This window comes from Flavobacterium haoranii (assembly GCF_009363055.1).
Taxonomy (GTDB): domain Bacteria; phylum Bacteroidota; class Bacteroidia; order Flavobacteriales; family Flavobacteriaceae; genus Flavobacterium; species Flavobacterium haoranii.
The window spans coordinates 17,064-36,885 of record NZ_CP045292.1; the positions used below are offsets into that span (position 1 = coordinate 17,064).

The 19,822-nt window shown below is 34.2% G+C and carries 13 protein-coding genes; 11 read left to right on the top strand and 2 right to left on the bottom strand.

The window, feature by feature from the left end; genetic code table 11:
- The first annotated feature begins 24 nt into the window (after window positions 1-24).
- On the top strand, window positions 25-600 hold the full coding sequence (locus GCU34_RS00105; protein ID WP_193702252.1) for a YdcF family protein: 576 nt from the start codon (window positions 25-27) through the stop codon (window positions 598-600).
- 2,488 nt (window positions 601-3,088) lie between these two features.
- On the opposite strand, the gene GCU34_RS00110 is transcribed toward GCU34_RS00105, so the two are convergent.
- On the bottom strand, window positions 3,089-3,751 hold the full coding sequence (locus tag GCU34_RS00110; protein ID WP_152378309.1) for a hypothetical protein: 663 nt from the start codon (window positions 3,749-3,751) through the stop codon (window positions 3,089-3,091).
- A 1,576-nt stretch (window positions 3,752-5,327) separates the two neighbouring features.
- On the opposite strand from GCU34_RS00110, the gene GCU34_RS00115 reads away from it, so the two are divergent.
- From GCU34_RS00115 to GCU34_RS00160, 10 genes are all read left to right on the top strand, one after another.
- A complete protein-coding gene (locus GCU34_RS00115) occupies window positions 5,328-5,708 on the top strand; it encodes an endonuclease domain-containing protein (protein ID WP_072781032.1) in 381 nt (126 codons plus the stop codon).
- 483 nt (window positions 5,709-6,191) lie between these two features.
- Window positions 6,192-6,572, top strand: a complete 381-nt coding sequence (locus GCU34_RS00120) for an endonuclease domain-containing protein (protein ID WP_152378310.1) — start codon at window positions 6,192-6,194, stop codon at window positions 6,570-6,572.
- A 484-nt stretch (window positions 6,573-7,056) separates the two neighbouring features.
- A complete protein-coding gene (locus GCU34_RS00125; RefSeq protein WP_072781032.1) occupies window positions 7,057-7,437 on the top strand; it encodes an endonuclease domain-containing protein in 381 nt (126 codons plus the stop codon).
- Between the two features lie 1,014 nt (window positions 7,438-8,451).
- Window positions 8,452-9,510 carry a hypothetical protein gene (locus GCU34_RS00130; protein ID WP_072781027.1) on the top strand — a complete coding sequence of 353 codons (1,059 nt, stop codon included), beginning with the start codon at window positions 8,452-8,454 and terminating at the stop codon, window positions 9,508-9,510.
- Between the two features lie 74 nt (window positions 9,511-9,584).
- Entirely contained in the window at window positions 9,585-9,902 is a 318-nt protein-coding gene (locus GCU34_RS00135; RefSeq protein WP_072781025.1) for a hypothetical protein, read from the top strand.
- Between the two features lie 1,809 nt (window positions 9,903-11,711).
- Complete coding sequence (locus GCU34_RS00140) at window positions 11,712-12,881, top strand: ATP-binding protein (protein WP_072781023.1); 1,170 nt, start codon at window positions 11,712-11,714, stop codon at window positions 12,879-12,881.
- An 896-nt stretch (window positions 12,882-13,777) separates the two neighbouring features.
- The gene (locus GCU34_RS00145) at window positions 13,778-14,278 is read left to right on the top strand and encodes a sugar transferase (protein ID WP_072781019.1); all 501 of its coding nucleotides are present in this window, start codon (window positions 13,778-13,780) and stop codon (window positions 14,276-14,278) included.
- Between the two features lie 359 nt (window positions 14,279-14,637).
- Window positions 14,638-15,798, top strand: coding sequence for a DegT/DnrJ/EryC1/StrS family aminotransferase (locus tag GCU34_RS00150; RefSeq protein ID WP_072781017.1), 1,161 nt, complete (start codon window positions 14,638-14,640; stop codon window positions 15,796-15,798).
- An 82-nt stretch (window positions 15,799-15,880) separates the two neighbouring features.
- Window positions 15,881-16,654: a polysaccharide biosynthesis/export family protein gene (locus GCU34_RS00155; RefSeq protein WP_072781014.1), complete on the top strand. Its 774-nt coding sequence runs from the start codon at window positions 15,881-15,883 to the stop codon at window positions 16,652-16,654.
- An 11-nt stretch (window positions 16,655-16,665) separates the two neighbouring features.
- Window positions 16,666-19,056, top strand: a complete 2,391-nt coding sequence (locus GCU34_RS00160; protein ID WP_072781011.1) for a GumC family protein — start codon at window positions 16,666-16,668, stop codon at window positions 19,054-19,056.
- Here GCU34_RS00160 and GCU34_RS00165 read toward each other — a convergent pair.
- Window positions 19,043-19,792, bottom strand: coding sequence for a tyrosine-protein phosphatase (locus GCU34_RS00165; RefSeq protein WP_072781009.1), 750 nt, complete (start codon window positions 19,790-19,792; stop codon window positions 19,043-19,045). The two genes, GCU34_RS00160 and GCU34_RS00165, sit on opposite strands and share 14 nt — an antisense overlap.
- Window positions 19,793-19,822 lie beyond the last annotated feature (30 nt).

Here is a 19,822-nt window from a genome sequence, read left to right on the forward strand (position 1 = left end):
ACAAAGTGGATCCCTACTAAGTTAGTGGCACAATACGAATCTCAAGTCACCGTCTGTCAACCCCAACTTTTAGATACTACTTCTACCTATTACATCCACGTTTTAGGAGCGGGTTATAGTTTAGATCCTAAACTTCCTGCAACCAGTCAATTAGAATCCACTACCTTAACACGACTAGTAGAAGGTATACGAATTGCACGGCAGCTGCCTCATTATAAACTAGTTACTTCAGCTTATTCCAAATACGGTTTAGAATCCCAAGCATCCGTTGCCAAAAGAGCAGCTATTGAACTAGGTATCCCCAGCCAAAAGATAGAAATGCTCACCACACCCTCCAATACCGCAGAAGAAGTCGAGGCATTTGTAAAAAAGTTCGGTACTACTAAAAAGGTAATTGTGGTTTCGGACGCCTTACATCTTCCCAGAGCGGTAATGCTGTACAAAAAAGCCGGTATTAGTGCCATTCCCGCTCCATCTAATTTTCTTATAAAACAGGGTCCAAACGACTACAATGGACTCACTTTCCCCTCTTATCAATCCTTATCTTTAATGAACAATTATTTCAGAGAACAACTGAAATATTGGAAAGACAGTTGGTAAGTAGAAAAGGTTTGTTTCAAGTTTCAAGTTTCAAGTTTCAAGTTGTTGATTTTAAGAACACAGATTTAAGAAATTTGATTAATCTAAAAAATGGAATTAAAGTAAATATTCTCTAGTGGGATTGTCCCCTTGAGAGCCTGTTCCGAAACTTCGGAAGGACTTTAGGGGTGTTTTACATTTGTTTTTACACCGAGATATACAGAGAATTATTTGAAATAGATTGCGTTGAAGAGAGATACACAGAGGTCGCTGCGCTTTTTCAAGTTTCAGGTTTCAAGTTGTTGATTTTAAGAACGTAGATTTAAGAAATTTGATTAATCTAAAAAATGGTATTAAAGTAAATATTCTCTAGTGGGATTGTCCCCTTGAGAGCCTGTTCCGAAACTTCGGAAGGACTTTAGGGGTGTTTTACATTTGTTTTTACACTGAGCTGCACTGAGTTTCTTTGAAGTGGATTTTATTGAGAGAGCTACACAGAGGGTGTTGCGCTTGTTGTTTTAGTTTTCAGGTTTCAAGTTCGTTGGAACACGGATGGAAGGAATTGAAGAAATCTTTAAACTTTTTATTACTACATTATTTCTTAGATGGAATTGTCCCCTTGAGGTCCCGGTAGCTTTCGGGATTAGGGGTGTAAAAATATTCCACTGAAAACAGAATAAATAAAAAAGTCATTAGCAGAATTGTCCCCTTGAGGGGACTACAGGGGTGTAAATTAGTCCAACTGGAAAACGTATAAACATAAAATTCAATTGCAGAATTGTCCCCTCGAGGTCCCGATAGTTATCGGGATTAGGGGTGTAACAAATATCAACTGAAAACTTTTTTAACCTCCCCACCCAGTTTGTCATGCTGCCAAGCATTTCTTTTATGAACTTTATTCAACGTAAGGAGAACTTCATTTTCCTTATATGCCTTATATGGTTTAATTTATATTTCAGGTTTTTGGAACACAGATTTAAGAATTTGTAATAATTTATAAATTTTAATCAATACTAAATTTCTTAGAAGTAATTGTCCCTTGAGAGCCTGTTCCGTCAAACGGAAGTTCCGACCCTTCGGAATTTAGGGGGCTCTCATAAGTTCAATTGAAAAAAAACAAGAAAATAGCTATAGTAGGAATTGTCCCCTCGAGGGGACTCTAGGGGTGTAAAAATATTCCACTGAAAACAGAATAAATAAAAAAGTCATTAGCAGAATTGTCCCCTTGAGGGGACTACAGGGGTGTAAATTAGTCCAACTGGAAAACGTATAAACATAAAATTCAATTGCAGAATTGTCCCCTCGAGGTCCCGATAGTTATCGGGATTAGGGGTGTAGCATAAATCAACTGAAATACATAAAAATAAATAAAACAATTATCCCTTGAGGGTTCCGACCCTTCGGAATTTAGGGGTGTCAAAAGCGTCAACTGAAAAACAAAATAATGAAAAGTCAATAAAACAATTATCACCTTGAGTGTTCCGACCCTTCGGACTTCAAGGGTGTAAAAATTCTCAACTAAAAAGCAAACAACTTATAAATATAAAAACCTTATCAGTTCTAATAAAAATGTAAAAACAAAACGTCTAAACGGTGCCTGAGGTGTTTATTGAGGCTCTCGGAATGCCTTCGAAGCCATTGTTGTTTGAATTTTAATTTCAGTTTGGAACACAGATGGAAGAAATTAAAATTAATCTTTAAAATCTTTTTTTTAAACTAACCACCCCAATTTGTCATGCTGCCAAGCATCTCTTGTACAAGTTATTTATAAAAACTCATCAAATTTTTTAAAAATGAGTTACATTAAAACAATCTCGACTTCGCTCGATTTGACAATGATGTAGTTGTTAAGAAAATAAATTACTACTATCAATTAAAATACTTTTTTGTCAGGTCGAGCGAAGTCGAGACTTTTCCCACCCAGTTTGTCATGCTGCCAAGCATCTCTTTAACAAGTGAAGTTTTTTTAGAACCCAGATAAATCTGTCAAAACTAATGGTCGCGTTTTTTTGGTATCGAAGGCACTGTTAAAGCTGAACACTGACCACTAAAAAATATGCTCTCGAAGGCACCGGTTATATTGGCTATAATGAAAAGCAAGTAATCCCTCCTCCGTCACTTCGAGTTTTTTTCATAAAATTGCCATAGCTATTTTATGAAAAATGTATCGAGAACTACTGAAAACAAATTTCAAAATACGTAAAACTATTATTCATTACCTTTTGCCTTCGATTACTTCATACAAACACATCAGTAGTTCAATAGAAATCATAATAACAAAACGTCTAAACGGTGCCTGAGGTGTTTATTGAGGCTCTCGAAATGCTCTCGAAGCCACCGTTAACTGACCACTGACCACTAACAAAAAAGCCCGTACCTCTCGATACGGACTTCATCAACTACCATAGGGGTAGGAGGAGTGGCTACACCACCTCCATCAAATACAACACGTTATGCGAGTTATTTTTCAACGGATACTGCACCCCATTCAATTCCTGAAAAAATTCAATCAAGAAATAAAAAAGGTACTTCCCGTTCCCCCTGGCATACCACTTGGAGTAAGCGTTAAATCCAACGAGCCATCTACCAAAGCAAAATTCTCCTTCGGACTATAAGTAGTGCCATAATTCTCCAATTCAAAATCCACTGAAGCAACCGAAACGCTAAAACTAGCATGAGTAGCCCCTTGCGGTAAACTCAAATTCGTAGCAGGATTAAAATTAGCAATAGTAACAGCTCCAGTAACAGTATCTAACACATACTGCGATCTGAAAACCGAATTAAAAGGCGAATTCAGATTAAAATCAAACCCACGAAGGGCTTGTTTGCCTTCATCACTTGCGATACCAATCCATACTTTTCGGTCACCGCGTGGAGAAGTAAAATCCAAATTTTTTATACGACTCATCGCTTGCGACATCCTACTACTAACGCGATAATCTTTCGCTAAAGACAATAAATTAGCCACTGATTTACGCATCAATTGCCCCATTTTGGCATTATGCCCAAATTCAGAACCATTCTCTCGGGTACGTTGAAAAGCAGGGTCGTTCTTAATGCGACTCTTATCAACCCCACCTTTTTTTCGAATCAACATCCCATCTTTCGACTTATAAAAAGACATCCCTTGTAAGGTTCCCTTAATCTCAAAAATTCCATCAAACTTTGCCATTAGTTGCTCTTGTTTAAAATTAATACTGCGAAGTCTTTACTTCTTTTGGATCCTCTAACTGCGGAACGCGATTTCTGAAACCCCGTTTCCTGTTTGTAAAATACATTTTTCATTGTGTAAATTTTTAGATAAAAACCAAAACCGTTGCGCACCCAGTCTTGCCTTATAACACCCCAAAACTATAGCATAAAACAACACCTCAAAAAATTAGGTAATTATGGTGTAAAATACTACACTACAATACTTTAAAATAAAAAATAATGCTGAAAATCAAGAAAAAAAGAGCAGAGTGTAAATAGTACAGTAGAGTATAGAAATTACAGTAAAGTATAGAAAACTGCTATTGAAATTATAACAAACCAGAAGTAATTAGTAGTATTGTCCCCTTGAGAGCCTGTTCCGAAACTTCGGAAGGACTCTAGGGGTGTAAAAATATTCCACTGAAAACAGAATAAACAAAAAGTCTTTAGCAGAATTGTCCCCTCTCAAACGAGCTTTAGGGGTGTAAAGAAGTCCAACTGGAAAACTTAAAAATATAAAATTCAATCGTAGGATTGTCCCTCGAGAGCCTGTTCCGTCAAACGGAAGTTCCGAACCTTCGGAATTTAGGGGTGTAGCATAATTCAATTGAAATACATAAAAATAAACACATAAATTACTGTCCTAAGTGCCTTCATTTTCCACCTAGTGGTTAAACACAAAATTCAACTGAAAACCATACAAATCAAATCACCTTAGAAGAATTGTCCCCTTGAGGGGACTCTAGGGGTGTAAAGAAGTCCAACTGGAAAACTTAAAAATATAAAATTCAATCGTAGTATTGTCCCCTTGAGGGGACTGCAGGGGTGTACAATGTTAATTTAAAATAATAAAAATAAACACATAAATTAGCGCCCTTAGTGTCTTCCTTGCGCACCTTGCGGTTAAACACTAAATTCAACTAAAAACCCATACAAATCAAATTGCCTTAGAAGAATTGTCCCCTTGAGTGTTCCGACACTTCGGAATTCAGGGGTGTAGCATAATCCAACTGAAATACATAAAAATAAACACATAAATTAGCGCCCTTAGTGTCTTCCTTGCGCACCTAGTGGTTAAACACAAAATTCAACTGAAAACCATACAAATCAAATCACCTTAGAAGGAATGTCCCCTCGAGGGGACTACAGGGGTGTAAAGAAGTCCAACTGGAAAACTTAAAAATATAAAATTCCATAGCAGGATTGTCCCCTTGAAGGTTCCGACCCTTCGGAATTTAGGGGTGTAAAATTCTTCAACTGAAAACACTAAAAACAACAATTCTATAACAGGATTGTCCCCTTGAGGCCTGTTCCGCCACGGCGAAGGACTTCAGGGGTGTATCTATGCTCAACTAAAAGTAGCACAAGTCAGTAGACTTTTAGCAATGAATTAATAAGCTAAATTCCAACGACCACCGAAAATCGACCATCGAATAACCATATTTAATCCAAACATATTAATATTTCATAGAAGGATTGTCCCCTTGAGGGGACTTCAGGGGTGTTTTGGAGTTCCTTCAAAAAAATAATATGTTTGTGTAACTACTTTTTGAAAAATGAAAAACAAAATCATTCCCTATAATCCAAAATTAAAAGAATACGTTAAAGAACTTCGAAAAAACAGCACACTTAGCGAAGTACTACTTTGGCAACAAATAAAAAATAAAGCGCTAGGCGTTCAATTCCATAGACAAGTACCAATGTTAGAGTACATCGTAGATTTTTATTGTCATGAATTAATGTTAGCTATTGAAATAGATGGCGACAGTCATTTATACAAATATGAATATGATAACAAGCGGCAAGGTGAATTAGAAAAAGAAGGCGTTGTTTTTTTACGATTTACAGATTTAGAAATTAAACGCAATATGTTTTCGGTTGGTATAACATTAGAGCAAGTTGTGCAAGAGTTAATTAATAAAACAAACAATCGTTAACACCCTTAAATTACGAAGGGTCGGAACCCTCAAGGGGACAATTCCTAGCATCACTATTTATTTATTAGTACTTTAATCATAATTCGAAATTATCGTCTTTAAAAATATTAAAGGCAAAATTTATAAAAGAATTAACCTTAGAAACCTGTTTATACCCTTCGGAATTTAGGGGTGTAAAATTCTTCAACTGAAAACACTAAAAACAACAATTCTATAACAGGATTGTCCCCTTGAGTGTTCCGCCACGGCGAAGGACTTCAGGGGTGTATCTATGCTCAACTAAAAGTAGCACAAGTCAGTAGACTTTTAGCAATGAATTAATAAGCTAAATTCCAACGACCACCGAAAATCGACCATCGAATAACCATATTTAATCCAAACATATTAATATTTCATAGAAGGATTGTCCCCTTGAGGGGACTTCAGGGGTGTTTTGGAGTTCCTTCAAAAAAATAATATGTTTGTGTAACTACTTTTTGAAAAATGAAAAACAAAATCATTCCCTATAATCCAAAATTAAAAGAATACGCTAAAGAACTTCGAAAAAACAGCACACTTAGCGAAGTACTACTTTGGCAACAAATAAAAAATAAAACGCTAGGCGTTCAATTCCATAGACAAGTACCAATGTTAGAGTACATCGTAGATTTTTATTGTCATGAATTAATGTTAGCTATTGAAATAGATGGCGACAGTCATTTATACAAATATGAATATGATAACAAGCGGCAAGGTGAATTAGAAAAAGAAGGCGTTGTTTTTTTACGATTTACAGATTTAGAAATTAAACGCAATATGTTTTCGGTTGGTATAACATTAGAGCAAGTTGTGCAAGAGTTAATTAATAAAACAAACAATCGTTAACACCCCTAAATTACGAAGGGTCGGAACCCTCAAGGGGACAATTCCTAGCATCACTATTTATTTATTAGTACTTTAATCATAATTCGAAATTATCGTCTTTAAAAATATTAAAAGGCAAAATTTATAAAAGAATTAACCTTAGAAACCTGTTTATACCCTTCGGAATTTAGGGGTGTAAAAATATTCAAATGAAATCCCTAAAAACCAAAGTAACTTAGAAGGATTGTCCCCTTGAGTGTTCCGCCACGGCGAAGGACTTCAGGGGTGTATCTATGCTCAACTAAAAGTAGCACAAGTCAGTAGACTTTTAGCAATGAATTAATAAGCTAAATTCCAACGACCACCGAAAATCGACCATCGAATAACCATATTTAATCCAAACATATTAATATTTCATAGAAGGATTGTCCCCTTGAGGGGACTTCAGGGGTGTTTTGGAGTTCCTTCAAAAAAATAATATGTTTGTGTAACTACTTTTTGAAAAATGAAAAACAAAATCATTCCCTATAATCCAAAATTAAAAGAATACGTTAAAGAACTTCGAAAAAACAGCACACTTAGCGAAGTACTACTTTGGCAACAAATAAAAAATAAAGCGCTAGGCGTTCAATTCCATAGACAAGTACCAATGTTAGAGTACATCGTAGATTTTTATTGTCATGAATTAATGTTAGCTATTGAAATAGATGGCGACAGTCATTTATACAAATATGAATATGATAACAAGCGGCAAGGTGAATTAGAAAAAGAAGGCGTTGTTTTTTTACGATTTACAGATTTAGAAATTAAACGCAATATGTTTTCGGTTGGTATAACATTAGAGCAAGTTGTGCAAGAGTTAATTAATAAAACAAACAATCGCTAACACCCCTATAGTCCCCTCAAGGGGACAATTCCTAGTACAACCATTTGCTAGTTAGTAGTTTAAAGATGATTCGGAATTATAATCTTTAAAATTATTAAAAGTCAATAGTCTCTATAAAGATTGTCCCCTCGAGGGACTACAGGGGTGTAAAGAAGTCCAACTGGAAAACTTAAAAATATAAAATTCCATAGCAGGATTGTCCCCTTGAAGGTTCCGACCCTTCGGAATTTAGGGGTGTAAAAATATTCAATTGAAATCCCTAAAAATCAAAGTACCTTAGAAGGATTGTCCCCTCGAGGCCTGTTCCGCCACGGCGAAGGACTACAGGGGTGTAAAGAAGTCCAACGGAAAACTTATAAAATAACATATCTAAAGAATAAGTATCTTTTTTCTCTTGTTACGTTTTTTATAGAGTATCCCCACACCCCTAAAGTCCCCTCAAGGGGACAATTCCCAGTACCACCATTTATTAGTTAGTAGTTTAAAGCTAATTCGAAATCATTGTCTTTAAAAATTATTAAAAGTCAAAAGTTTATAAAAAAATTATCCATTGAGAGCCTGTTTCTAACCTTCGGAAGTCCCGATAGTTATCACGATTAGGGGTGTAAAAATATTCAATTGAAATCCCTAAAAATCAAAGTACCTTAGAAGGATTGTCCCCTTGAGGGGACTATAGGGGTGTAAAATTCTTCAATTGAAAACAGTTAAACAAAAAACACCCCACACAGTTTGTCATGCTGCTAAGCATCTCTCCTACAAACGCTAATTACATTATAAATGGTATTGACAAGCGAAAACTCATCCACAACAGCTTTCAAGATTCTTATGGGATACCTACGGGATAAGTACGGGATACTTAGGAGATACTTACGGTACAAAGCATGGATGTATAATAAAATTACAAGAAAATAGAAATATAATTTTTTCAACAAAACTGTTGAAAACTATATGTAAAAGTATCTTTGTTTAAATAACAATTTCAAATAATTTTGCTGAAATAATAATTGTAAGACTATGAAAAACAGTGAAAAACAAAACAAGTCGAATAATAAAGATGCAATGCAATTTGAGCTGATTTCAGCGAGAATCCAAGAACTAACTAAAAATTTAGCATTGGGTGTGCAAGGGATAATTAATGCAGAAACAAAAAAAATTAAAATAAAAACAGGAACTAAAGTTGTAGGTCAGTTCACAGCCGAAATCCAAGAAATTCAAAACACCTTTAAAAGCTATTTAAATAATACATCTTCTGATTTAGAGACGTATTTAAGTTCTTTAAATAAACGAGCACAAGATGTAAACGAAATGCTTTTTAAAATTAAAACCTATCCAATCAAAAGCATTACCAATCAACTAAAAATAGAAGCAGAAGAGCAAGGAATAGAAAACACAAAAATTAAAACATTTATTAAGGAAATAACCAATTCAGTAGTCAACCTTGTAGCAGAATATACTATTGATTTTGAAGAATTTATAATAGACCAATTTTATGAAAGGGAAATAGTAAGAATGAGAACAGATTTGCTTTTAGATAACCATCCTCTAAGACTTATAAATCAGCATAAATACGAAGGATATCTAATGTTGTTGTATAAAGGTATTAAAGCATTTTTTCAAGATTTTAAATTATTTATTAATACAGATTCACCGTATTTCCAATTAATAGAAACCTTCTTCAAAAAACTAATTCTAAAAATAGAAAAATTGGTATGCGAATCGAGTTCCAAAACCAACTCAGTTGAAAATCAACATTTAAAAAAAGATAAAGCCAACTTCCCAACGCACATATTTAAAGATTATGATGCTTATGAGTTGTTTCAAAAACTAGCATCAAAGGCCACAAACCAAGATGAAATAGGCTTTTATTTTCGCCAAATGAGTGAAAAAGAAACCCCCAAATTAATTTTGGCTAAAGAAACAGCATTCAGAACTTGGTTCAATGAAGAATCAGGAAATAAAATCGAACTTAAGAATCCAATTAAAACATGGGATAGAATTAAAGGACAACCTCAAAAATATCTTTTTTACGATTTAATCAAAGAAAAGAATAGCGTAAAAACTACAATGGTGTAGCGCATTCGCTATAAAAAGGTATCGTAAATTCATATAAGCCATAAATAATTTTGCTTCAAATAAAAGTAAAGAAAATGAGACAAGTAATAACAGCCAAAGACATCCAAATTTATTTTGGAAAGAAAGAAAGCATGAGCTTTAAAATGATGAGTCAAATAAAAAAAGATTTGGGGAAACAAAAACATCAGCCCATAACTATTCAAGATTTTTGTGAATATTATAAGGTAGATAAAGAAGGTATTGTTGAAATTATAAAAAACAATGAAAACGAAAAACAAAACGTTGCATCAAAAAATAATATTGAAAAAAAGGATACAATCACTGAAAAGGATGAAGTAAAACCCAAATACAATCAAATTAAACCATATACTTTTTCAAAACCAACATATTAAAAAAAATAAAAATATCTTTTAAGTTAAATGGTGAAAGTTGTTTGTCAAGTAGAGCAATTACCTGTTCAGTATTTTTGGAATCAAGCCTTTTTACGTCAGCTGTCATGCCGCCAAGCATCTCTTGAACATGTGGTATTTGATTAGAACGCTGATGAAACGGATAAAACCAATAATAACGTTTTCTACTTTTTTATTAAAAGTGTTACAACTTCAACTAAAAACTGCAACTGACAACTGCGACTGAAAACCGCGACTGAAAACTTTTTTACCCTCCCCACCCAGTTTGTCATGCTGCCAAGCATCTCATTTGATTTTAGTTCTTGCTCTTGAACTTGTTCTTGTTTCGGAACACAGATTCAATAAATTTTAGAAATCTTTAAAATCTTTTGACTCGATTGTCATCCTGAGCGAAGTCGAAGGCTGATGAAATGTTATTTTGATGTTACACTTTTTTTGGAACACTGATGAAACGAATAAAACCAATAATCACGATTTCAACTTTATTATTAAAAGTGATACAACTTCAACAGACAACTGCGACTGAAAACTTAAACAAACAACTGCGACTGATCACTGCGACTGAAAACTTTTTTACCCTCCCCACCCAATTTGTCATGCTGCCAAGCATCTCTTGAATAAGTAATATTTCAATTGAACACATATAACACAGATGATCACGGGTTTTACTTTACATAGGAAATGGATTTCAATCACAACTGATCACTGCGACTGACCACTGCGACTGATCACTGCGACTGCCAACTTTTTTACCTTCCCCACCCAGTTTGTCATGCTGCCAAGCATCTCATTTGATTTTAGTTCTTGCTCTTGAACTTGTTCTTGTTTCGGAACACAGATTTAATAAATTTAGAAATCTTTAAAATCTTTTGACTCGTTTGTCATCCTGATCGAAGTCGAAGGCTGATGGAATGTTATTTAGATGTCACACTTTTTTTTTGAACACTGATGAAACTGATAAAGCCAATAATAACGGTTTCTACTTTTTTATTAAAAGTGTTACAACTTCAACGGACAACTGCGACTGATCACTACGACTGACAACTTTTTTAACCTCCCCACCCAGTTTGTCATGCTACTTAGCATCTCTTGAACAAGTAATATTTCAATTGAACACATATAACACAGATGATCACGGGTTTTACTTTACATAGGAAATGGATTTCAATCACAACTGAACACTGCGACTGACCACTGTGACTGAACACCGCGACTGAAAACTTTTTTAACCCTCCCCACTCAGTTTGTTATGCTGCCAAGCATCTCTTTAACAAGTGAAGTTTTTTTATAACCCAGATAAATCGGTCAAAACTGATGGTTGCTTTTTTTTTGGTATCGACACCTTCAAACTGATCACTACTTACTGACCACTAAACAGCGAAGCCACTGTAACCTGACCACTGGTCACTAACAAACCACCCTTGAAGGCACAGATTCTATTGGTTTTAATAAAAAAAAGTAATCCCACCCCGTCACTTCGAGTTTTTTTTATAAAATTGCCCAGCTATTTTATAAAAAATGTATCGAGAACTACTGAAAACAAATTTCAAAATACGTAAAACTATTATTCATTACCTTTTGCCTTTAATTACTTTATTCAAACACATCAGTAGTTCAATAGAAATCATAAAAACAAATCGTCTAAACGGTGGCTGAGGCTCTCGAAGCCACCGTTAAAACTGAAACTAATTACGGAAAACTGACCAAAAAAGCACTTATGCAGTGCAAAATTAACAAAAAAATGCACTATAGTAGTGCGTTTTTTGTTAATTTTGTATAAAAATAAGAAGAATGGATGTGTTATTTGAATATTCAAATCGTTTAATTGCTGGAGTAGGTACCTCATTTACAAGGTATTTATATGATCAAATTAACTGGAAAAACAGACTAATTGGGATTGTAGGACCACGCGGTGTTGGAAAAACCACCTTAGTTTTGCAATACATTAAAAATCACTTAGATCCTCGTCATACTTTATATGTTACAGCGGATGATTTTTATTTTGCTAAGCATCGTCTCTCTGAGGTAGCTTCCAATTTTGTCAAATTTGGAGGAACACATTTCATTATTGATGAGATACACAAGTATCCTGATTGGTCAAACGAATTGAAGCTAATTTATGATTATCATACTAATTTGCAGTTGATATTTACAGGCTCTTCCGTATTAGATATTAAAAAAGGAAGTGCTGATTTAAGTAGGAGAGCCGTACTTTACCCCATGCAAGGTTTGTCTTTTCGAGAATATTTATTGCTATTTCATAAAATAGAAGTGCCAAAGCTTACGCTAGAAGAAATTGTAACACGTCCGTCAAGCGTGATTTCAGTATCGCATCCCTTGCTTTTATTTGCAGATTATCTTAAAACTGGATATTATCCTTTTGCTTTAGAGCCTGATTTTGATATAAAGTTATTTCAGGTGATCAACCAAACATTGGAGAGTGATATTCCTGTATATGCCGATATGAATGTATCGACAGGAAGAAAGTTGAAACAGCTTATGGCTATTGTTGCCGAAAGTGTTCCTTTTAAGCCTAATATGAGTAAAATAGCGGAGATATTGTCAATTAGCCGAAACAATATATCGGATTATCTTTTGTATATGGAAGAAGCGGGCATGCTTTTGCAATTGCGAGATGAAACTCATGGGATTAGAGGATTAGGGAAAGTAAATAAAGTATATTTAGATAATACCAATTTGGTCTATAATTTAGCTTATGAAAACCCAAATAAAGGAAACATTAGAGAGACATTTTTCTTGAATCAATTACGAGTTCATCATCAGGTTGTTGCTTCGAAAAATGCTGATTTTAAAATTGGAACTATGGATTTTGAAATAGGTGGTAAAAACAAAAGCTTAAAACAAATAAAGACAGTTGGAAATGGCTATGTTGTTAAGGATGATATTGAAAGTGGCTTTTTAAATACAATCCCTTTATGGTATTTTGGTTTGATGTATTGATTTTTTGCCTTTGAGTACCTCAGGTAACGGTTTCAGTAGTTCTAATGGAAATAATAGGATAATGAATTGTCTAAACGGTGGCTGAGGCTCTCGAAGCCACTGTTGAATTGTGAATGATCTAAACGGTGGCTGAGGCACTCGAAGCCACCGTTGTTTGAGTTTTATTTTGTTTGGGACACGGGTTAAAATAATTGAAGAAATCTTAAAAATAGTAGCGTAACATCCCCCTGCCCCCTTCAAAGGGGGAATTTTATTCTAAGAGGTTTTGTGTTATATAAATGCATATTTTACTAATTGTAGCATATTTTCTTATTGAAAAAAGTAAAAGTAAAAAGTCAATAGAAGGATTGTCCCCTTGAGGGGACTTTAGGGGTGTAGCATAATTCAACTGAAATACATAAAAATAAACACATAAATTAGCGCCCTTAGTGTCTTCCTTGCGCACCTTGCGGTTAAACACTAAATTCAACTAACAACCCATACAAATCAAATCACCTTAAAAGGAATGTCCCCTCGAGGGGACTCTAGGGGTGTAAAGAAGTCCAACTGGAAAACTTAAAAATATAAAATTCAATAGTAGAATTGTCCCCTTGAGGGACTTTAGGGGTGTAGCATAATTCAACTGAAATACATAAAAATTAACACATAAATTAGTGCCCTTAGTGCCTTCTTAGTGCCCCTAGTGGTTAAACACCAAATTCAACTGAAAATTCTAAAATCAAATTACTACAGTAGTATTGACCCTATGACATCCTGTTCCAACCCCTTAGCTGAAATTGACCATTGACCACTAATTAATAACAACTATAAAGTACAACCTAAAGTTGTTTTTAAATAATCAAAATAAACAATCTCTTTACCTTACTTTTTTGTATTTTTGATTTCAAATCAATGTTATGTTGTTTAAGCAAGTACGTATTGGTAAGAATGGGGTTCCCTTTGTTCTTTATAAATTCAGAAGTATTCCAAAAGATGGGGTTCAACCAACTTCCTTTGGGCGTTTTCTGAGACGTACTAAACTTGATGAACTGCCTCAGCTTTATAATTTGATTAGAGGTGATATGACGTTAATTGGCCCAAGGCCTGATGTGCCGGGATATGCAGATCAATTGAAAGGTGATGATCGGATTCTTTTGCAGGTAAAACCTGGAATTACGGGTTTGGCTTCTCTAAAATATAAAAACGAAGAACAGTTACTTGCTAAACAAGAGAACGCTTTAAGGTATAATGATACGGTTATTTGGCCTGATAAAGTTCGAATAAATATATGGTATCTTCACAATCGTTCTTTAAAATTGGATCTGATTATCCTAGCTGCTACCTTTTTAAATCTTCCTCTAGATGTTGAAGCCCTAATCCAAAAAATAGAAGATAGAAAGAAAATGGGTACACTTTAATTGATTAGAGTATTTGTGCGAATTCATGATATTCGTTAATTTATTTCATTTTTCATAAAAGAAACCAAATTCCAACAAAAAAAAACACGTTTTTATTATAATAGGTATTCGTGCCAATTGGTGCTATTCGTGTTTTTATTTCAGTTTTTATAAAGCAAAACCAGATTCCAACAAAAAAATCACGTATTTAATTATGATAAGTATTCGTGCCAATTCGAGTAATTCGTGTTTGAAATTCATTTTACGAGCATCGAACTTTTAATTTTAAAATAGTAGCAATATTTGGGTTGTTTTAGTAACATTAAACATTCTTAAATTCAATTAGAATATACTATATTTGCTAAAAATAAATGCTTATTATGAAATCAGATAAAATCTGGTTGTCTTCTCCGCATATGGGAGGAGGGGAACAAAAATACGTGCAAGAAGCTTTTGATACCAATTGGATTGCTCCATTAGGTCCTAATGTTTCTGGATTTGAACAAGATTTGGAACGTTATTTAGGGGGGCAATGTCATGTTGCTGCCTTGAGTTCGGGTACGGCAGCACTTCACCTAGCTTTACTGGTTTTAGGGGTACAAGCGGGGGATGAAGTTATTTGTCAGAGTATGACTTTTTCTGCTTCTGCTAATCCTATAGTGTATTTAGGGGCTACCCCTGTTTTTATAGATAGTGAGACTACCACCTGGAATTTGTGTCCAATTGCTTTAGAAAACGCTATACAAGATCGTATTCGTTTGGGTAAAAAACCAAAGGCAATTGTTGCGGTGCATCTGTATGGTGTGCCGTTTCAAGTGGAAGCCATTCAAGCTATTTCTAAAAAATATGAAATTCCAATTATAGAAGATAGTGCGGAAGCTCTTGGAAGTTCTTATCAGCAACAAAAATGTGGAACTATAGGCGATATAGGAATTTTATCGTTTAACGGCAACAAAATTATTACCACTTCAGGTGGTGGAGCTTTGGTAACAAAAGATCCAAAAATTAAAGAAAAAGTAGTCTTTTTAGCAACTCAAGCAAGAGATCAAGCACCTCATTACCAACATTCCGAGATTGGATACAATTATAGAATGAGTAATGTTTGTGCGGGAATTGGAAGAGGACAAATGGAAGTATTGGAGAATCATGTACGAGCTCGTCGTGCTATGCATGCTTTTTATCTGGATATTTTTAAAAATATAAAAGGAGTTACTGTTTTTCAAGCTACTTCTGAATCGTATGCCAATTATTGGTTGTCTGCTATTATTGTAGAGGAAAGTAAAACGAATGGCATTACCCGAGAACAGCTTCGTTTGCTTTTTGAAAAGGAGAATATTGAATCAAGACCTTTGTGGAAGCCTATGCATTTACAACCCGTTTTTGCTAACTGTCCTTATTATGGAACTCAAATTGCAGAATCCCTTTTTGAAAAAGGATTGTGTATGCCTTCAGGATCCAATTTAACGGACAGGGAACGTGAAAGGATTCAAAAAGTGGTAGCAGACTTGTTTTTAAATAATTCTAATGAATTACAGCAATAGGTTAAGGATTACATCTTTTATGATGTCTACATTTTGAAATCCAAAATAGATTTGATAGTTTTGTCAACTTAATTAAGTTATAATGAAAAAAGAGATAGTGCTGGTACTAGTAGCATGTGTTGTAATGTTAACTTCTTGTGTTTCAAAAAAAGAAATACTCTATTTAAATGATTTTAAAGCTAGTGATAGTGCTAATTTTCAATGGTCAGATGTTATTGTGCAACCGAATGATATTTTAAGTGTCAAAATTACCGCTGAGGATATGGAATTGGCATTGCCGTATAATTTGTCTGCTGGAAATGGGGTGCAACAAAATATTCAAGGAACTCAGTTGTTGTTACAAGGGTATTTGGTGTCTAATGAAGGTGAAATCAATATTCCAGTATTAGGAACTATTCTGGTTAAAGGACTGACCTATACTCAAATTGAAGAGAAAATTCAAAAGGAATTGACGGAGAAACAATTACTTAAAAACCCCGTAGTGGTTTGCCGTATTGTGAATGCTAAAGTCACCATCTTAGGTGAAGTGCGAAGTCCTGGAACCTATACCTTTTATGAAAATAACCTTACTATTTTGCAAGCATTAGGATTGGCTGGCGACTTAAATATAACAGGGGTGCGTAAAAATATCAAAGTCGTTCGTATGGAAAATAATCAGCAATTGGTGGGTGAAATTGATTTAACCCAAAAAGATTGGATGAATTCTCCATTTTACTTTATCAAGCCCAATGATGTAATTGTAGTAGATCCGAATACTGCTAAAGTGAAATCTGCCGGTATCATTGGTAATGCAGGTACTTTACTAGGTGCTATTTCCGTTATTTTATCTTCCTTTTTAATTATTAGAAGCCTTTAATTTATTCGCTTATGGATGCATCTACTGCGCATGAAAACCAACAAGAATCGTTTGATTTAAAACAGGAAATTTTTAAGTATTTACCCTTCTGGTACTGGTTTGTAATTGGGGTTGTTATTGCCATGATGGGGGTGATTTTGTATTTGAGGTATCAAAGTAATGTGTATCAGTCCAAAACGATTATCAAATTATTAGATGATTCTAACTCCGATTTTAAGATGCCGACCAGTGGTGTTAATTTTTTCATGCGAAGTAAGATTAATATTGAAAATGAAAAAGAAATTATCAAATCCAATCGCTTATTAGGTCAGGTGGTTCATGAATTGCAGTTGTACAATCAATTTTTCTCGGAAGGTAAAATTCGTATAGCGGAGGAATATGGGAAAAATATACCTACCATTGAATGGATAGGTGACCAACAAAAGGTAGAGGAGTTTTCGGGTGAATGGAATATAAACTATGATTCGAAAGGATATGTTTGGAATGAAGATGGGAAAAAACGTTCCTATGGCGTAGTATATGATGTGGATAATATAGCAATGAAAGTGAATGCACCTATTGTGCTTTACAAAAACAAAAGGACATTACAAGTAAAGAAATCTTCGTTTGAAGATGCAGTAGCTCGTTTAAAAGATAATATAGAAGTGAATTTAGTAGGGGAAGAAAGCGAACTTTTAGCAATTTCTACTAAAGGGCCACTTATTGAAAAAAATAATGCGATTCTCAATACGTTAAATCAAGTGTTTGATCGAGATGGTAGAGAGGATCGTCAATGTGTTTTCAAAAAAACGATTGATTTTGTCAATTCACGTTTCGAGTATTTATTCAAAGAATTGGATACTATAGAATTAAATAAGGCCAATTACAAACGCGACCAAAAACTTTCTTTTTTAGAAGGGGATGCCGCAACTTTGCTGGCGACTAAGACTGAATCTTTCTCTCAATATGAAAAGGCAAAAACACAGTCTATGTTAAGTGATATCATTATTGCAGCTTTGAGAGAAGTTAAAGATAATGAACTTTTACCTGCCAATATTGGTTTAGAGGAGATGAGAATTAATGAGTTAGTAAAGCAATATAATGAAATAGTATTAGAAGCCCAAAAAGTAATTGCAAATGGTGGTGAAAAGCATCCTAGTGTGGGTAAACTATTAGGGATCCAACAAAATTTAAAAAGTTCGATTAAGTATTCCTTATTGGCGTATCAAAAAGTATTAGCAACCAATATACAATCCATTGATCAATTGAAAGCGCAGCAAGAAAATCAATACGCTGCCTTCCCGTATCAAGAAAAAACGATTCGTGCGATTGAGCGTCAACAAAAAATCAAGGAAACCCTTTATTTATTGCTGTTGCAAAAAAGAGAAGAGGCAAGTATCAATTTAGCCATTGTTAATCCCTCTATAAAAATAGTCGATGAAGCTATAGCAGATAAAAACCCGCTTTCTCCCAAGCGTGGTGTGGCCTTTTTATTAGCATTCTCATTAGGTTTGTTAGTTCCTTTTGGAATTCTTTTTGTTTATTATTTATTTGATACCAAGATTCATACTAAAGAAATGATTCAGCGAGGACTCCCTACAGTGCCTATTGTGGCGGAAATTCCTTTTATTGAGTCAAATAGTAAAATCGTACATAAAAATGAGCACACTGTTTTATCTGAATCGTTCCGAATATTAGTAGCAAATCTAGATTTTGTTTTACCTGTACAGCTCACAAAATCTCCAATAATATACACCGCTTCTACCATCAAAGGAGAAGGGAAAACCTTTGTAGCTACCAATTTAGCATTGTCATTAGCTGCTTTAGGAAAAAAAGTGATTTTAGTGGGTACCGATTTACGTAATCCTCAATTGCATAAAGCACTGAATTCTAAAAAAGCTAAGCGAGGTTTAGTTGACTTATTAGTAAATTCTGAAATCGATACCCATTCTTGTATAGTGCAGGAAGTGATAAATGATATCTCTTTAGATGTAATTTATTCTGGTGTTATACCGCCTAATCCTACTGAAATTCTTTCAAATGGAAAATTAGGGCAGTTGTTAGAAGAATTAAGAACAAAATACGATTATGTTTTAGTTGATACCGCTCCCACATTGTTGGTAGCAGATACTACTATTATATCGAAATATGCTGATATTGTATTGTATTTAATAAAAGCCAATTATACGGATAAACAATTGATGTCATACATCACTGATTTGAAGGACCAATCCAAAATTGCTAACCCTTTTATTGTATTTAATAATGTTGGTCAAAATGAAGGATATGGTAAGGGCTATGCATATTCGTATCAGTATAATTATGGCTATGGCTATGGCTATGGCTATGGGGTCAATTCTAAGTATTTGTCGCGATTTGAAAAAATAAAGTCTTTTGTAAAGCAAATTGTTAAAAAGAGGTAATATCAAATATTTGATTCCCTTCTATTATCAATTCAAGTTCCTTTAAGTGACTTTTTTGGAGTGGTAACGGATTGTTTTTCATAAAATTGATGTTTTCAATTCTATGGGTATCTGTACCTATGTAATCATACATATTAGCCTCTAGTAATTGGATACTCAATTTTTTTACATCGGATCCATAATATCCTAAAAGCGAAAGACTGTTGATTTGAAAATATAAATCAAAAGTTTTTAATTGTTCAAAATTTTGTAAATTATCTTTCCAATATAAATAACGTTCTGGATGCGCTAATATTAATTTGTAACCTTTGAGTTTTAGTTGAAAAAGCGACTCCATTATGCGATCAGAAGGTGGGAAAAGCATTGAAAACTCTATCAAAATATGGTTTCCAGGAAGTGTTAAAATACTGTTTTGTTGGATTTCTTGTTCTAAATAACTTTCTGCTAAATATTCACTAGCGACTCCAATAATAAAATCAGTTGTTTTGCTATTTTTGTAAACGTTGTATGCTTCGTTTATATCTAAAGCCGAATTATTCCAAAGTCCCGGATACGTATGAGGTGTAGCAATTGCTTTTGTAATTCCTAATTCTTGTAGTCCATTGCATAACGCTATTGTTTCTTCTAAAGATTTTGATCCGTCATCAATACCCCATAAAAGATGGTTGTGCATATCAATACAGCCCTCTTTCCATAAATCTTTCCAAAAAACTTTTTTCTTAGTAATCCAAAACATTTATTAATTTATTAAAATTTGTTATCAAAA

Bases quoted from the DNA above. Each gene is read 5' to 3' on its own strand.
- GCU34_RS00115 (WP_072781032.1), top strand. From the start codon at position 5,328: ATGAAAAACAAAATCATTCCCTATAATCCAAAATTAAAAGAATACGTT.
- GCU34_RS00140 (WP_072781023.1), top strand. From the start codon at position 11,712: ATGGATGTGTTATTTGAATATTCAAATCGTTTAATTGCTGGAGTAGGT.
- GCU34_RS00120 (WP_152378310.1), top strand. From the start codon at position 6,192: ATGAAAAACAAAATCATTCCCTATAATCCAAAATTAAAAGAATACGCT.
- GCU34_RS00125 (WP_072781032.1), top strand. From the start codon at position 7,057: ATGAAAAACAAAATCATTCCCTATAATCCAAAATTAAAAGAATACGTT.
- GCU34_RS00110 (WP_152378309.1), bottom strand. From the start codon at position 3,751: ATGGCAAAGTTTGATGGAATTTTTGAGATTAAGGGAACCTTACAAGGG.
- GCU34_RS00155 (WP_072781014.1), top strand. From the start codon at position 15,881: ATGAAAAAAGAGATAGTGCTGGTACTAGTAGCATGTGTTGTAATGTTA.
- GCU34_RS00150 (WP_072781017.1), top strand. From the start codon at position 14,638: ATGAAATCAGATAAAATCTGGTTGTCTTCTCCGCATATGGGAGGAGGG.
- GCU34_RS00165 (WP_072781009.1), bottom strand. From the start codon at position 19,792: ATGTTTTGGATTACTAAGAAAAAAGTTTTTTGGAAAGATTTATGGAAA.
- GCU34_RS00145 (WP_072781019.1), top strand. From the start codon at position 13,778: ATGTTGTTTAAGCAAGTACGTATTGGTAAGAATGGGGTTCCCTTTGTT.
- GCU34_RS00130 (WP_072781027.1), top strand. From the start codon at position 8,452: ATGAAAAACAGTGAAAAACAAAACAAGTCGAATAATAAAGATGCAATG.
- GCU34_RS00160 (WP_072781011.1), top strand. From the start codon at position 16,666: ATGGATGCATCTACTGCGCATGAAAACCAACAAGAATCGTTTGATTTA.
- GCU34_RS00135 (WP_072781025.1), top strand. From the start codon at position 9,585: ATGAGACAAGTAATAACAGCCAAAGACATCCAAATTTATTTTGGAAAG.